13 protein-coding genes are annotated in these 14,810 nt (G+C 69.2%); 6 read left to right on the top strand and 7 right to left on the bottom strand.

All coding sequences use genetic code 11. The features are described 5' to 3' along the window. Positions 1-93 precede the first annotated feature (93 nt). Positions 94-2,430, top strand: coding sequence for a TonB-dependent receptor (locus CVO77_RS10760; RefSeq protein ID WP_105999053.1), 2,337 nt, complete (start codon positions 94-96; stop codon positions 2,428-2,430). A 55-nt stretch (positions 2,431-2,485) separates the two neighbouring features. Here CVO77_RS10760 and CVO77_RS10765 read toward each other — a convergent pair whose 3' ends face one another. From CVO77_RS10765 to hemC, 5 genes are read right to left on the bottom strand one after another with little or no spacing between them, the layout of a single operon-like run. Then, positions 2,486-3,619 carry a CaiB/BaiF CoA transferase family protein gene (locus tag CVO77_RS10765; protein WP_105999054.1) on the bottom strand — a complete coding sequence of 378 codons (1,134 nt, stop codon included), beginning with the start codon at positions 3,617-3,619 and terminating at the stop codon, positions 2,486-2,488. A gap of 1 nt (position 3,620) precedes the next feature. Next, positions 3,621-4,823 (bottom strand): acyl-CoA dehydrogenase, encoded by a 1,203-nt coding sequence (locus tag CVO77_RS10770; RefSeq protein ID WP_105999055.1) that lies wholly within the window; start codon positions 4,821-4,823, stop codon positions 3,621-3,623. Positions 4,824-4,865: 42 nt separating this feature from the next. Further along, on the bottom strand, positions 4,866-5,768 hold the full coding sequence (locus CVO77_RS10775; protein WP_105999056.1) for a hypothetical protein: 903 nt from the start codon (positions 5,766-5,768) through the stop codon (positions 4,866-4,868). Positions 5,769-5,790: 22 nt separating this feature from the next. Continuing rightward, positions 5,791-6,477, bottom strand: a complete 687-nt coding sequence (locus CVO77_RS10780; RefSeq protein WP_105999057.1) for a uroporphyrinogen-III synthase — start codon at positions 6,475-6,477, stop codon at positions 5,791-5,793. Further along, positions 6,474-7,427: a hydroxymethylbilane synthase gene (gene hemC, locus CVO77_RS10785; RefSeq protein WP_105999058.1), complete on the bottom strand. Its 954-nt coding sequence runs from the start codon at positions 7,425-7,427 to the stop codon at positions 6,474-6,476. The genes CVO77_RS10780 and hemC overlap by 4 nt, the downstream gene beginning before the upstream one ends. Before the next feature lie 334 nt (positions 7,428-7,761). Between hemC and tsaD the strand changes: the two genes are divergently transcribed. The 3 genes from tsaD (at position 7,762) to CVO77_RS10800 (ending at position 11,394) form a co-directional block, all read left to right on the top strand. Beyond that, on the top strand, positions 7,762-8,796 hold the full coding sequence (gene tsaD / locus CVO77_RS10790) for a tRNA (adenosine(37)-N6)-threonylcarbamoyltransferase complex transferase subunit TsaD (RefSeq protein ID WP_105999059.1): 1,035 nt from the start codon (positions 7,762-7,764) through the stop codon (positions 8,794-8,796). Then, on the top strand, positions 8,793-9,785 hold the full coding sequence (locus CVO77_RS10795; RefSeq protein WP_105999060.1) for an NAD(P)H-dependent glycerol-3-phosphate dehydrogenase: 993 nt from the start codon (positions 8,793-8,795) through the stop codon (positions 9,783-9,785). The genes tsaD and CVO77_RS10795 overlap by 4 nt, the downstream gene beginning before the upstream one ends. Positions 9,786-9,861: 76 nt before the next feature. Next, positions 9,862-11,394, top strand: a complete 1,533-nt coding sequence (locus tag CVO77_RS10800; protein ID WP_192878817.1) for a lipopolysaccharide biosynthesis protein — start codon at positions 9,862-9,864, stop codon at positions 11,392-11,394. Positions 11,395-11,522: 128 nt separating this feature from the next. Here the strand turns inward: CVO77_RS10800 and CVO77_RS10805 are convergent, their stop codons facing one another. Beyond that, a complete protein-coding gene (locus CVO77_RS10805) occupies positions 11,523-12,521 on the bottom strand; it encodes an adenosine kinase (protein ID WP_105999061.1) in 999 nt (332 codons plus the stop codon). Positions 12,522-12,631: 110 nt separating this feature from the next. On the opposite strand from CVO77_RS10805, the gene CVO77_RS10810 reads away from it, so the two are divergent. After that, on the top strand, positions 12,632-13,309 hold the full coding sequence (locus CVO77_RS10810) for an EI24 domain-containing protein (RefSeq protein WP_105999062.1): 678 nt from the start codon (positions 12,632-12,634) through the stop codon (positions 13,307-13,309). Beyond that, entirely contained in the window at positions 13,306-13,683 is a 378-nt protein-coding gene (locus tag CVO77_RS10815) for a hypothetical protein (protein ID WP_105999063.1), read from the top strand. The genes CVO77_RS10810 and CVO77_RS10815 overlap by 4 nt, the downstream gene beginning before the upstream one ends. A gap of 35 nt (positions 13,684-13,718) precedes the next feature. Here the strand turns inward: CVO77_RS10815 and queG are convergent, their stop codons facing one another. Beyond that, positions 13,719-14,783, bottom strand: a complete 1,065-nt coding sequence (gene queG / locus CVO77_RS10820; protein ID WP_105999064.1) for a tRNA epoxyqueuosine(34) reductase QueG — start codon at positions 14,781-14,783, stop codon at positions 13,719-13,721. Positions 14,784-14,810: the final 27 nt, after the last annotated feature.

A 14,810-nucleotide genomic window follows, 5' to 3' on the forward strand; every position in this document is an offset into this window, starting at 1 on the left:
ATGTTTCATTATAGGCCCCCTCGCGGCTTGGCAAGACCGAGCCCCAGAAAAGTAGCGGGCGGCGAGGGGCCTCCCGCACATGGGAGAGTTTTCATGCGTCCTTTCGCCCGTTCGCTGCGCCCCGTCCTTCATGCGACGAGCGCGCTTTCGTTGCTCGCTTTCGTTCCCGCCGCCCACGCGCAGGACGCCAGCGACCAGCAGAGCGCAAGCGCCGACAATGACGGCGACGAGATCATCGTTTCCGCCCGCCGCCGCGACGAGCGGCTGATCGACGTGCCGATCGCGGTCACCGCGCTGTCGGGCGATGCGCTGGCGAAGGCGGGCGCGATCGACATCACCGACGTCGCCAACATGGCGCCGAACACGACGCTCGAAAATTCGCGCGGCACCAATTCGACGCTGACCGCCTTCATCCGCGGCGTCGGCCAGCAGGATCCGGTGCCGGGCTTCGAGGCGGGGGTCGGCCTTTATCTCGACGACGTCTATCTGAACCGGCCGCAGGGCGCGGTGCTCGACATCTACGACGTCGAGCGGATCGAGGTGCTGCGCGGGCCGCAGGGCACGCTCTATGGCCGCAACACGATCGGCGGCGCGGTCAAATATGTGACCCGCGCGCTCAATCCCGATTCGCCCGAACTGCGCATCCGCGGCACGCTCGGCACCTATAACCAGGCCGACCTCGTCGTCACCGCGAGCGCGCCGATCAGCGACATCGTCCGCGTCGGCGGTTCGGTCGCGCGGTTGTCGCGCGGCGGTTTCGGCGACAATCTGACCATCAAGGGTCTGGAAAATTACAACAAGGACGTGTGGGCGGGGCGCGGCACGATCGAACTCGGCGGCAATGGCGCGCCGGTGCTGATCCGCATCTCGGGCGACTATACCCGCGACAAGTCGGACCCGCGCAACGGCCACCGCCTGATCCCGGGCCTGGTTTCGGGCGCCCCCGTCCTCGACGACGTCTACGACACGCGCGCGGGGCTCAACGACCCCAAGCAGGATGTGAAGGCCTATGGCCTCGCGATGAATGTTTCGGCCGAACTAACCGACACGCTGACGCTGCGGTCGATCAGCGCGTGGCGCAAGGACACCAGCTTTACCCCGATCGATTTCGACGCGCTGCCGTCGGTCGATGTCGACGTCCCCGCCGTCTATCGCAACGAGCAGCTCAGCCAGGAATTCCAGCTTCTTTATGAACACGACCGGCTGCACGGCCTCGTCGGCTTCTATTATCTCGACGCCAAGGCCGCGACCTCGTTCGACGTGCTGCTCGGCCTGACCGGCGCTCCGATCGGCTTCCCCGGCCTCAATGCCTATACCGCGGGCGATGTGCGGACCAAGACCTGGTCGGTGTTCGGCGACTTCACCTATGATTTCACCGATCAGCTCAGCCTGTCGGTCGGCGGCCGCTATACCAACGATCATCGGGGCGCCTTCGTCTACAAGGCAACGCGGATCACCGGCCTGTCGCCCGAATTCGGCGGCACGCTCGATCCGATCGCGATCGCGATCGCGACCAACTTCCGCGGCGACCGCACCTTCAAGGAATTCACGCCGCGCGCCTCGCTGAGCTTCAAGCCCGACGCCAACAATATGGTCTACGCCTCCTATTCAAAGGGCTTCAAGGGCGGCGGCTTCGACCCGCGCGGATCGGGCACCTCGGCGCCGAGCAGCAATCCACCGGCGGCGCCCAGCTATGACGACATCTTCAACTTCCTCGCCTTCGACCCCGAAAAGGTCGACAGCTATGAAATCGGCTACAAGGGATCGCTGCTCGACCGCCGCCTGACGCTGAGCCTCGCGGGCTTCTACATGGATTATAAGGACGTCCAGATTCCCGGCTCGGTCGGTTGTCTCGTCGGCGGCATCCAGAGCTTCTGCGGCATCACCACCAACGCGGCGAAGGCACGGCTGCAAGGCATCGAGGCCGAAACCACCGCGATTCTCGCGCGCGATTTCGCGGGCGCGGGCTCGACCTTCCGCTTCAACGGCGCGCTCGGCTTTATCGACGCCAAGTATAAGCGCTTCATCGGCCCGACCGGCGCCGACGTCGCCGACCAGCGCACTTTCCAGAACACGCCGAAATGGACGGTGTCGGGGTCGATCGCGGCGGGCATCCCGGCGATGGGCGGCAATATCGATGCCTCCACCGGCCTCACCTATCGCAGCCTGACCCACCAGTTCGAGGTGCCGATCCCGGCGCTCGACCAGCCGGGCTATGTCCTGTGGGATGCCAGCCTGGTGTGGACCGCCGACAGCGGCAATTATTCGATCGGCCTCCACGGCAAGAATCTGACCGACAAGCAGTATATTACGTCGGGCTATAATTATCAGAACGCCGCCGGGGGCTCGACGCTGGGCAAGGAAGGCATTCAAACCGCCTTCTACGGCAATCCGCGCCAGGTCTTCGTCACCGGCACGGTCAAATTCTGACCGGACGCACCGTGAAAAAAGGGGGAAAGGGGCGTCCGCCAGGGCGCCCCTTTTTCTATGCGCTCAGCGGCGGCGCGCCGGTGGCCGCGACCATGCGCTCGCCGTCGATGACGATCGGGCTGGCGACCCCGTCGATCGCCGCGCCCTCGGGGCGAAAACGCATCCCGCGCGCGGCAACCTGCGGGTCGGCGAAGACGCCGGCGAGATCGTTGATCGGCCCCGCGGGCACACCGTCGGCCTCGAGCGCGAGCGACAGCGGCTGCGCATCCCAGCCTGCGATCTTGGCCGCGAGCAGCGGGATCAGCTCGGCGCGGTTGGCGAGCCGGGCGGCGTTGGTCGCGAACCGCGGATCGCCGCCCCATTCGGGCACCCCCAGGATCGCGCACAGCTTGCGATACTGGCCATCGTTGCCGACCGCGATCACGAGCTGCCCGTCGGCGGTCGCAAACACCTGATAGGGCACGACATTGACATGCGCATTGCCCATCCGCTTCGGCACCACTCCGCTCGCCAGATAATTGGCGGCCTGGTTCGCGAGCACCGCGACCTGCGCGTCGAGCAGCGCCATGTCGATATGCGCGCCCCCACCCTTGTCCTCTCCGGTGACGTCACGACGTCGCAGCGCGGCCAGGATCGCGACGGTCGCATACATGCCGGTAAAGATGTCGGCATAGGCGATTCCCGCCTTTTGCGGCGCGCCGTCGGGCTCGCCGGTCAGCGACATGAAGCCGCTCATCGCCTGGACGATATAATCATAGCCCGCACGGTGCGCATAAGGCCCGGTCTGGCCGAAGCCGGTGATCGAACAGACGATCAGCCGCGGGAAATCGGCGCGCAGCCGCGCCGGGTCGAGCCCATATTTGACGAGGCCGCCGACCTTGTAATTCTCGATCACCACATCGGCGCCCGCCAGCAGCGCGCGCACCTCGGCCTGACCCTCCGCGCTTGCGATATCGATCGCGACGCTCCGCTTGCCGCGGTTGCAGCTGTGATAATAGGCCGCGCTCAGATTGGACCCGTCGGCGCCGGTAACAAAAGGCGGGCCCCATTCGCGCGTGTCGTCGCCGCCCCCCGGCCGCTCGACCTTGACCACCTCGGCGCCGAGGTCGGCGAGCAATTGCCCGCTCCACGGCCCCGCGAGCACGCGCGCGAGTTCGACGACGCGCAGGCCTTCGAGGGGTTTCATCATCTCAGGAAAAAGCGCTGATGCCGGTGATCGCGCGGCCGAGGATCAGCGCATGGACGTCGTGCGTGCCCTCATAGGTGTTCACCGTCTCCAGGTTCACCGCGTGACGGATGACATGATAATCGGCCGAAATGCCGTTGCCGCCGTGCATGTCGCGTGCGACGCGCGCGATATCGAGCGCCTTGCCGCAATTGTTGCGCTTGAGCAGGCTGATCGCATCGGGAATCAGGCGGCCATCGTCGATGAGGCGCCCGACGCGCAGCGCGGCCTGCAAGCCCATCGCGATGTCGGTGAGCATGTTGGCGAGCTTGAGTTGGACGATCTGATTCGCCGCGAGCGGGCGCCCGAACTGCTTGCGCTCGAGCGTGTAGCCGCGCGCCGCTTCATAGCAGAATTCGGCCGCGCCCATCGCGCCCCAGCCGATGCCGTAGCGCGCGCGGTTGAGGCAACCGAACGGCCCTTTCAGCCCCGACACATGCGGCAGCAGCGCATCCTCGCCGACCTCGACCCCGTCCATCACGATCTCGCCGGTGATCGAGGCACGCAGGCTCACCTTGCCCTCGATCTTCGGCGCCGACAGTCCCTTCATGCCCTTTTCGAGCAGGAAACCGCGGATCGCGCCGTCATGCGCGTCGGATTTCGCCCAGACGACGAAAACGTCGGCGATCGGCGCATTGGTGATCCACATCTTCGCGCCCTTGAGGCGATAGCCGCCCGCGATCTTTTCGGCGCGGGTGCGCATCCCGCCCGGATCGCTGCCGGCGTCGGGTTCGGTGAGGCCGAAGCAGCCGACAAGCTCGCCCGAGATCAGGCCGGGCAGAAATTTGCGCTTCTGTTCGTCGCTGCCATAGGCGTTGATCGGATGGATCACGAGCGAGCTTTGCACCGAGCAGGCCGACCGATAGCCCGAATCGATCCGCTCGACCTCGCGCGCGATCAGCCCATAGCTGACATAGTTCAGCCCGGCGCCGCCATATGCGGGATCGATCGTCGCGCCGAGCAGGCCGAGCGCGCCCATTTCGGACATGATCGCACGGTCGAACCGCTCTTCGAGAAAGGCCGAGGTGACACGTGGCAGCAGCTCGCCCTCGGCATAGGCGCGCGCGGCGCCCTGGATCATCCGCTCCTCTTCGCTGAGCTGATCGGCGAGCTGAAGCGGGTCGAACGGATCAAGCGCCTCGATGCGCTGTGGATCGGCGAGGGCCATGGGTCGCGCTTTCTCTTGGACGCGACCCCGTCGGGGCACGCGTTACGGGGTGGTCGCGGTCGCCGTGCGGGCCGCGGCGACGGCCGGACCGTCGCGCGGTTCCAATATCGCCGCCGTCTCGATGAGGTCAAGCGCACGCCGCGCCTCATTGTAACGCCGGGCATCGATCAGCCATTCGCTCGCCGCCGCCGCGCCGGGCATCGCCGCGACCTCGACGATGGCCTTGTCCGCCATGCCGCTCGTCAGATAGCGGCGGGCGCGATCGAGCCGCTCGGTGGCGCGGGGCGACTGCGTTCCCGCGGGCCGCACCACGAACAATTCGCCGATCTCGCGCTTGATGCCGGTCCACAGGCTGCCCTTGTCACCGCTGCGTCCGACCAGTTCGGGGGCGATCACATCGAGTTCGGCGCGAAGCTGTTCGAGCGTCACCGGCTCGCGCGAGGTTTCGATGATCGTCTTGACCGCATTGGGCTGATCGTCGCCGAAGCGCAGACGCAGCTGCGCCTCAAGATAGCCGAGCGACAGGCCGCGATCGAGCGCGCGACGCACCGCGAAAGCGACGAGCAGCCCCTCGGCGCGCGACGCATTGCCCGAGGCCGACTCGGCCTGGAGCGTGATGCGCGAAAGGCGTGTTTCAAGTTCGGCGACGCGCGCGGCGAGCGCATCGGCGCCGTCGATCGGCGCGACGACCACCGGCTGCGCGGCCAGCGAGGGATCCGTGCCATCGCTCACGATCTTGAGCACGCCGCCGGAAGCAGGCGTATCGGTCACGCTGGTCACCGGCGGCGTGTCGCTGGCGAGCCAGCGGCTCATCGCCCAGCCGCCCCCGACAACCCCGACGATCAGCAGGATGACCGCGCTGACGAAGAGCGCGCGCAACGAAAGCCTTTTCACCGGGGCCTCGCCGTTGGTCGGCGGAGCCCGTTCGATGCTGTCGATTGTCATGTGTCTCTTTCGAACGACCCTGTCAGCGTCCCTTGTGGCACAAAGCATGCGCCTCTGCCAACATTGCCGCGTCGTCGGGGCGTGACGAAATCGCCTTTTCGGCCCAGCCTTCGCCCGCGGCGGACGCGACGGCAGCGCTGATCGCCAGCAAGGTCAAATGCTTACGCCCGCTCCCGACGAGTTCGGCGATCCGCGCCGCGCCGCGCGCCGAATGCGCCATCACCACCGCCGGCGCGGCGACGAGCGCGTCCCAACCCGGCGGCGGGGGAATGGGATCGACCGCATAGGCGGGAAGCGGGGTGATCGCGATTCCCGCGGCGCCGAAGGTCGAGCGGTCGCGCCCGCACAGCCACAGCAGCCGCGCCGGACCCTCTGCCGCCATGGCGTCGACAAGGCCCTGGCCGTCGCCGGGCCCGGTGACGGCGACGGTCAGCCCCGCGGCGCGCGCGGCGGCGGCCGTCGCCTCGCCCACCGCCCAAACCGGCAGCGCCGCCAGTGCGGCCAATCCTGCCCCGCCGAGCCGCGCCGCCTGCGCGCTCGTCAGCAGCAGCGCGTCGAACCCGGCCCGATCGGGCGGCGACCAGGCCAGCGCGCGCGCGGCGAACAACGGCATGGGCCGGGCATCGAGGCCCGCCGCCCGCGCCCGTGCGACGGTCGCCGCGCCGCCGGGGTCGGGGCGCGTGACGACAAGCGGCAGATGGCCGGTCATGCCGCGAACAGGCGGCGCACCGCGTCGGGGGCTTCGCCGAGCAGCCGGTGCGCGAGCGCGGCGGCATCGCTTTCGCCGGACACCATCGCATGGCCCGCGACATGCGCGGCGCCGTCGTCCGAATAGATTTCGGCGTCGAGCCGCAGCAGGCCGCCCGCCTGCCAATGCGCATGCGCGGCGACGGGCGACCGGCAATCGCCGCCGAGCGCCGCAAGCAGCGCGCGCTCGGCCATTACCGCGCGGTGCGTCAGGGCGTGGTCGACCGCCTTCAGCAGCGCGAGCGTCGCCGCATCGTCGGCGCGGGCGTCGATCCCGATCGCGCCCTGCGACGCCGCGGGGAGCAGCAGGTCGATCGGCTGCGCGCGCCCGATATCGGGCATGGCGAGCCGTTCGAGCCCGGCCGCGGCGAGCAAGGTCGCGTCGGCATCGCCGGCGGCCAGCTTGGCGAGCCGTGTCTGGACATTGCCGCGCAGCAGCGTCGTGACGAGATCGGGGCGGAGCCGCTTCACCTGCGCCGCGCGGCGCGGGCTGCTCGTCCCCAGCCGCGCGCCGCGCGGCAGGTCGGCGATGGTCGGAGCGTCGAGCCCCGCGCGCACGACCAGCCGGTCGCGCGGATCGGCGCGCTCGAGCATCGCGCCGAGCGCAAAGCGGGGGTCGCGCAGCGTCTCGACGTCCTTCAGGCTATGCACCGCGATATCGATCGTCCCGGCGTCGAGCGCAGCGTCGAGTTCGCGCGTCCACAGCGCCTTGCCGCCGACCTCGGCCAGCGCGCGGTCCTGAATCCGGTCGCCGGTCGCGGTCATCGGCACGATATCGAGCGCATCGGGGTTCAGATCATGCGCTTTGATGAGCGCCGCCGCCGCAAGATGCGCCTGCGCCATCGCCAGCGGCGACGCGCGCGTGCCGATACGGAGCGGGTTTGCGGGCGTGGGTAGCGGGATCGAAGCCATGCGCGCCTGCTAAGGCCTAAGGGTGGCAAAGGGAAGATGAAGGATTCGCGCAGAGACCGCGGAGTGCGCAGAGATTTTGTTCAAGCGGAGACGCGGAGACGCGGAGAAAGGCGCGCTCTGCCGCGAAGCGGCCTTTCCATCTCCAACGCAGCTCCAAAATGCGGCGTCCTTGGACAAGGGGCCTGGCGGCCCGATACTCTTTCTTCTCCTTCTTCTCCGCGTCTCTGCGTCTCCGCGTGAACTATCTTTCTTTCTTCTCTGCGGCCTCTGCGCGAATCTCCCCAACACCGCCGCTTGCCCCCCGGCCCTTCGCCCGCGTAAGGGAGCGACTTATATGTCCCTTATCCTCGGCCTCGAATCTAGCTGCGACGAAACCGCGGCCGCGCTCGTCGATAGCGAACGGCGCATTCTCGCCCACCGCGTCGCGGGGCAGGAGGCCGAGCATCAACCCTATGGCGGCGTCGTCCCCGAAATCGCCGCGCGCGCGCATGTCGATCGCCTCGCGCCAATCGTCGAGGGCGTGCTGGCCGACGCAGGCGTAACGCTCGCCGCGGTCGATGCGATCGCCGCAACCGCGGGGCCGGGTCTGATCGGCGGGGTGATGGTCGGGCTCGTCACCGGCAAGGCACTCGCGCATGCCGCGGGCAAGCCGCTGATCGCGGTCAATCATCTCGAAGGTCATGCGCTGAGCCCGCGGCTCGCCGATCCGTCGCTCGCATTTCCCTATCTGCTGCTGCTCGTCTCGGGCGGCCATTGCCAGTTGCTGCTCGTCAAGGGGGTCGGCGATTATCGCCGCCTCGCGACGACGATCGACGACGCGGCGGGCGAGGCTTTCGACAAGACCGCGAAGCTGCTCGGGCTCGGCTATCCCGGCGGTCCGGCGGTCGAGCGCATCGCGCGCGACGGCGACCCGCAGGCGGTCGCGCTCCCGCGCCCGCTCGTCGGCAGCGCCGAGCCGCATTTCTCCTTCGCAGGGCTGAAGAGCGCCGTCGCGCGCGCCGCCGCGAGCGGCGAGCATCGCGTCGCCGACCTCGCCGCCTCCTTCCAGCAGGCGGTCGTCGACTGCCTCGTCGACCGCAGCCGCATCGCGCTCGCCGCCTGCCCCGACGCCACCGCCTTCGTCGTCGCGGGCGGAGTGGCCGCCAATGGCGCGATTCGCGCCGCGCTCACCGATCTCGCCGCCCGCTTCGACAAGGCCTTCGTCGCACCGCCGCTGTGGCTGTGCACCGACAATGGCGCGATGATCGCCTGGGCGGGTGCCGAGCGCTTCGCCGCAGGACTGACCGACCCGCTCGATATCGCGGCGCGGCCGCGCTGGCCGCTCGACGCCGGGGCCGAGGCGGTGCGCGGCGCCGGAGTGAAGGCATGACGTCATACAGCCGCTTCGGGGTGGTCGGCGGGGGCGCCTGGGGCACCGCGCTGGCGCAATTGCTCGCCGCCGAAGGTGCTCCCGTCCGCCTCTGGGCGCGCGAAGATGCGGTCGTCACGGCGATCAATGCCGAGCATCGCAACCCGCTTTTCCTCCCCGGCGCCAGCCTGTCGCCTTCGCTCGTCGCGACCGGCGATCTGGCCGACCTCGCGGCGTGCGATGCGCTGCTCGTGGTCGTCCCGGTTCCTTTTCTGCGCGCGGTGCTGGCCGACCTGCCCGCCGGCCATGCCCCGCTGATCTTTTGCAGCAAGGGCATGGAGGCACAGAGCTTTGCCTTTCCGATCGACATCGCGCGCGATGTCTGTTCCGACCGGCCGCTGGCGGTGCTGTCGGGCCCGACCTTCGCGCACGAAGTCGCCGCCGGCCTGCCGACCGCGATCACGCTCGCCGCCGCCGACACCGCGACCGCCGAAGCGCTCGCGCAGGCGCTCGCCCGCCCGCATTTCCGGCCTTATGTGTCGACCGACATGATCGGCGCCGAGATCGGTGGCGCGGTCAAGAATATCCTCGCGATCGCGTGTGGAATCGTCGATGGCGCCGGGCTGGGACTCAACGCACGCGCCGCGCTGATCAGCCGCGGCTTCGCCGAAATGACGCGCTTCGGGCTGGCGCGCGGCGCCCAGGCCGACACCCTCGCGGGGCTCGCCGGGCTCGGCGACCTCGTCCTCACCTGCACCTCGTCCAACTCGCGCAATTTCGCGCTGGGGCAAGGGCTGGGGCGCGGCGCCGACGCGGCAACATTGATGGCCGACCGCCGCACCGTCGCCGAAGGCGCGTTCAGCGCCCCGGTGATCGCCGCTGCGGCGCGCGCCGACGGCATCGAGATGCCGATCACCGACGCGGTCGCCCGGCTCGTTGCCGGCGACATCCGCGCGGGCGAAGCCATTCAGGCTCTGCTCAGCCGCCCGCTGCGACCCGAGGGGCGATGACCAGCCTATCGCAATTGCCTGCCCCCCCCGCGCGCGCTAGACGGGTCGCCGGGGAACAACGGAAGGGGCGCAAGGCTTGAGCCAGACGGACAGCGCGACCGCGCGCAGCCCCGCATCCGCCGAGCCTGCGCTGGCTGACGCCGATACCGCCGCGCTCGCCAAGGGTGGGCGCACCAATTTCCTCGGTTTCATCATGCGCCTCGTCGCGCGCCTGCCCTTTCTCTATTTCGCGGGCCGCTGGTACGGGCCCGAAGCGGTCGGACGCTTCGCCTTCGCCGTCCTCGTCATCGAACTGGTCGCGCAGCTTGCCACGCTCGGCCTCAAGCGCGGCCTCGCCGAACAGCTCAGCGCCGAAGGGGCCGATCATCGCCACGTCGTGTGGGACGGCATGTTCGTCGCCTTCCTCGCCTCGGCGATCGGTTCGGCGATCCTCCTTCTCCTGCCGCACATCATGTTTCCGGCGGGCGACATCGACAGCACCGACCGCTGGATGGCGCTGCTCGTCTTTGCGATCGCGGGCACCGACGTCGCGCTCGCCGCCTGTGCCTATCGCTTCGATATCGGCGCGACGGTGCGCGCGCGCGCGGTCGTCGAACCTTGGGTGATCAGCATCGCCGCCGCCGGTTTCTGGTATGTGTCGCCGCGCGACGGGCTGATGCTCTCCTATGCCGCGGCGATGGTCGGCGCATTCCTGACCGCGCTGATCCCGATGATCCGCCACTATGGCGGCCCCGGCGTCTGGCGGCCGCAGCCGTCGCACCTGATCATGGTTGCCCGCCGCAACGCGCCGCTCGCCGCCGCCGATGCGATCGAATGGGGAACGCGCCGCCTCGACCTGTTCATCCTCGGCCAGTTCACCTCGCCGACGATCTACGGCATTTATTATATGGCGCAGCAGGTCGCCTCGCTGCCGCAAAAGCTCAAGACCAGCTTCGAGCCGATTCTCGGCCCGGTGATCACCCGCAATCTCGCCGAAAACCGCCTGGGCGCGATCGCCGCGCAGGTCAGCCAGGTCGGTTTCTGGATCATCGCCGCGCAGGCGGGGATCGCGCTCGCGCTCGGCATTCCCGGCGAAGCGGTGATGGGCCTCGTCGGTCCGCAATTCGTCGGCGGCGCCGGCGCCCTCGCCTTCCTGCTCGCGGCCGAGGTCGTCGCGGCGACCGCGGTCGTCAGCGAAGCCGCGCTCGTCTATGTCGCGCGCCACCGCAACCTGCTCATCAGCCTCGCGACCCTCGCGCTACAGGCGGTGCTCAGCGTCGTGCTGATCCTCATTGCCCGGTCGATGGGGCTCGACCCCATCACCTATGCGGCGGCGGTCGCGCTGGCGCTGATGCTCGCGCTCGGCTTTGCCTCGGTGGTCAAGGCGCGGCTGCTCGCAAAGGTGCTCGGCGCGCCGGTGAACAGCCTGCGCTGGGCGCTCGTCTGGGCGACCGGGGGCGCGGCGGTGCTCGGCTGGGGCGCGACGAAGCTTCCCGAATGGGCCGAACTGCTGATCGGCGTCCCGGTCATTCTCGGCATCTATGCCTGGCTGATCTGGACGCGCGGCTTCGGCCCCGCCGACCGCGCGCTGTTCCGCAAGCATCCGGAGGCAGCGGAACCCGCCGCCTGAATCGCATCCTCGTTATGCTGGATAATTTGCGTGCCCCCGCGAAGGCGAGGGCCCATCACCGGTCGGTGCAAAATGGAACCGGCCGGAGATGGATCCCCGCCTTCGTGGGGACGCACAATTTTTGCGCCTTACCCGACCCGCGTCGCGACCTTGGACTTGAGGTCGGTCTGGGCGCGCGGGCCGACCTGCGCGATGATCTCGCGCGCGCAGACCGCCCCCATCGTCAGGCAATCGGCGATGGCCCGGCCCTGCGCCTGCCCGGCGAGGAAGCCCGCCGCGAACAGGTCGCCCGCGCCGGTGGTGTCGACGACATGATCGATCGGCTCGGCCGGGACCGCGGCGCGCTCGCCGTTCGCCACCGCGACCGCGCCCTTTTCGCTGCGCGTCACGACGAGCAGCGGCACGTCGGCCGCAACGCTGGCCAGCGCCGTTTCGAAATCCTGCTCTTGCGCGAGTTCGAGCAGTTCCGCCTCGTTCGCGAAGAGGATGTCGATCTCGCGCGCCGCGATCATGCGGCGGAAATCCTCGCCATGCGCCGCAATGACGAAGGTGTCGGACAGGGTGAAGGCGACGCGGCGGCCCGCCCCGCGCGCAAGGCCGATCGCTTCGGCCATCGCCGCGCGCGAGGCATCGGCGTTCCACAAATAGCCTTCGAGATAGAGGATGTCGGCATCGGCGATCAGCGCGGGGGCAAGCGAATCGCGGCCCAGATTCTGCGACGCGCCGAGGAAGGTGTTCATCGTCCGCTGGCCGTCGGGGGTGACGAAGATCAGGCAGCGCGCGGTCGGGTCGCTGTCCTTGAGCGGCGGCGTCTCGAAGGCAACCCCCAGCGAGGTCAGATCGTGGGTAAAGACCTGGCCGAGCTGGTCGTCGGCGACCTGGCCGATGAAGGCGCAGCGCTGGCCGAGCGCCGCCATCCCGGCGAGCGTATTCGCCGCCGAGCCGCCCGACATTTCGACCGCCGGGCCCATCGCCGTATAAAGCCGCGCCGCCTCCTCGGCATCGATCAGCCGCATCGACCCCTTGGCAAGGCCCTCGGCCGCGATCAGCGCATCGTCGGCGCGGGCAATCACGTCGACGATCGCATTGCCGATCGCGACGACATCGAAACGGGCGGTGGAGGCCATGAAAATTCCTGTTCTGGATGGGAAAAGCTGCGCGCGCCTTTACGGGCGGCGGCGCGCCAAGGCAAGCGCGACGCTTGACGCGCGGCCCATCGGCGCGCCATCCCTACCCTATGGCCCGCGCCGTCCACGCCCTGCTGCTCGCGCTGAAGGATCTGCCGCATCCGCGCGTGCTGCGGGTGTTGGCGGCGAGCCTCGCGCTGACCCTGCTCGTCTTCGCCGTCGCGGGCGCGGCGCTTTTCCTCGCCGCGCGCTGGGCGCTCGAGCATTGGGAATGGCTGGACGGCGTCGAACTCGACATGGCTGGCGTGCTGGTCGCCCTGCTGCTGATCGCGGTAAGCTGGCTGCTGTTCCGCGCGGTCGCGATCCTCGTCGTCGGGCTGTTCGCCGACGGCATCGTCGCCGATATCGAGGGGCGGCACTATCCGGCCGCGGCGGCGCGCGCGGTGCCGGTCCGTTTCGCCAAAAGCCTGCGCCTCGGCCTTGCTTCGGTCGCACGGCTGATCGCGGTGAACCTGGTCGCGCTGCCGCTCTATATCCTGCTGCTGTTCACCGCGGTCGGCGCGCCTTTGCTTGCCTTCGCCCTCAACGCCGCGCTGCTCGGCCGCGACCTCGAGGCGATGGTGCGCGCGCGCCATCCCGACCGGCCGCCGCTCGGCCGCGGCGCGCGCTGGTCGCTCGGCGCACTGTCCGCCGCAAGCTTTCTGGTGCCCGTCGCCAATCTGTTGGCCCCGATCATCGGCGCGGCTATGGCCGTCCACCTGTTGCATCTCAGGGATGGGGAAACATGACGAGATATTTGAGGCCGCTCGCCATCGCGGCGCTCGCCGCCACGCTTGGCGGCTGCGCGGGGGCCGCGGTGCCGCGCCCCACCGCACCCGCGGCGCGGCCCGTCCCGCCACCGACCCCGCCGCGCATCACCCAGAACAACAGCCTGGTCGGCCATGCGGCGAACGCCGCGCTGTCGCTGTTCGGCAAGCCGCGGCTCGACGTCAGCGAAGGCATGGGCCGCAAACTGCAATTCGCAGGGTCGCCCTGCATTCTCGATATCTATTATTACGCGCCGAAACAGGGCGCCGAGCCGATCGCGACCTATGTCGATGCGCGCACCCCCGACGGGCGCGACGCCAATGTCGATAGCTGCATCACGGCGTTGCGGCGGTAAAAGCCCGTCATTGCGAGGCGCGAAGCAACGAGGCATCATGACGTCAATTCATCGAGTGCCCATGCCGCCGCGTCGGCCACCATCGGCGATTCGTCGCCCAGCAGTTCCTCGAGTCGCGCCCGGAACCGGGGATCGCCGCTGTTTCCCGCCGCAACCGCCGCGTTGCGGACCATGCGGTTCCGCCCGATGCGCTTGATCGGCGACCCCGCGAACACCTGGCGAAACCCCGCATCGTCGAGCGCGAGCAGGTCGGCGAGCGACGGCGCGGCCAGCTCGGCGCGCGGCAGGAAGGCGCGGTGGCGCGCCGCGGTATCGGCGAATTTGTTCCACGGGCAGACCGCCAGGCAATCGTCGCAGCCATAGATGCGATTGCCCATCGCGCGGCGCAGCTCGACCGGGATCGGCCCGTCATGTTCGATGGTGAGATAGGAGATGCAGCGCCGCGCATCGACGCGATAGGGTGCGGGAAAGGCCTGCGTCGGGCACGCATCCTGGCACGCGGTGCAACTCCCGCAGCGGTCGCGCGCGGCGGCCGACGGCACGAGATCGAGCGTCGTATAGATCGCGCCGAGGAACAGCCAGCTGCCATGCTCGCGGCTGACCATATTGCTGTGCTTGCCCTGCCAGCCGAGCCCGGCGGCGGCGGCGAGCGGCTTTTCCATCACCGGCGCGGTGTCGACGAACACCTTGACCTCGGCGCCCGGCGCCTCGGCGACCAGCCAGCGCGCGACCGCCTTCAGCGCGCGTTTGACGACGTCATGATAGTCGGCGCCCTGCGCATAGACCGAAATGCGGCCGCGGTCCGGCACCTCGGCAAGCGCGAGCGGATCCTGTTCGGGGGCATAGCTCATCCCCAGCGCGATCACCGAGCGGACCTCGGGCCACAGCCCTTGCGGCGAACCGCGCTGCCCGGCGCGGCTTTCCATCCAGATCATGTCGCCGTGACAGCCCTCGGCCAGCCACCGGGTCAGCCGCGCCGCGGTTTCGGGCGCGGCGTCGGCGCGCGCAATCCCGAACGCCGCGAAGCCATGGTCGCGGGCGACGGCTTCGAGTCGCGGTTCGATTCCGTCGTGGACGGGGGGCAAGGCTTCGGCAACCATTGCCGCTCTATACGGCATCGATATCTT

The sequence above is a fragment of the Sphingopyxis lindanitolerans genome, from assembly GCF_002993885.1.
GTDB lineage: Bacteria > Pseudomonadota > Alphaproteobacteria > Sphingomonadales > Sphingomonadaceae > Sphingopyxis > Sphingopyxis lindanitolerans.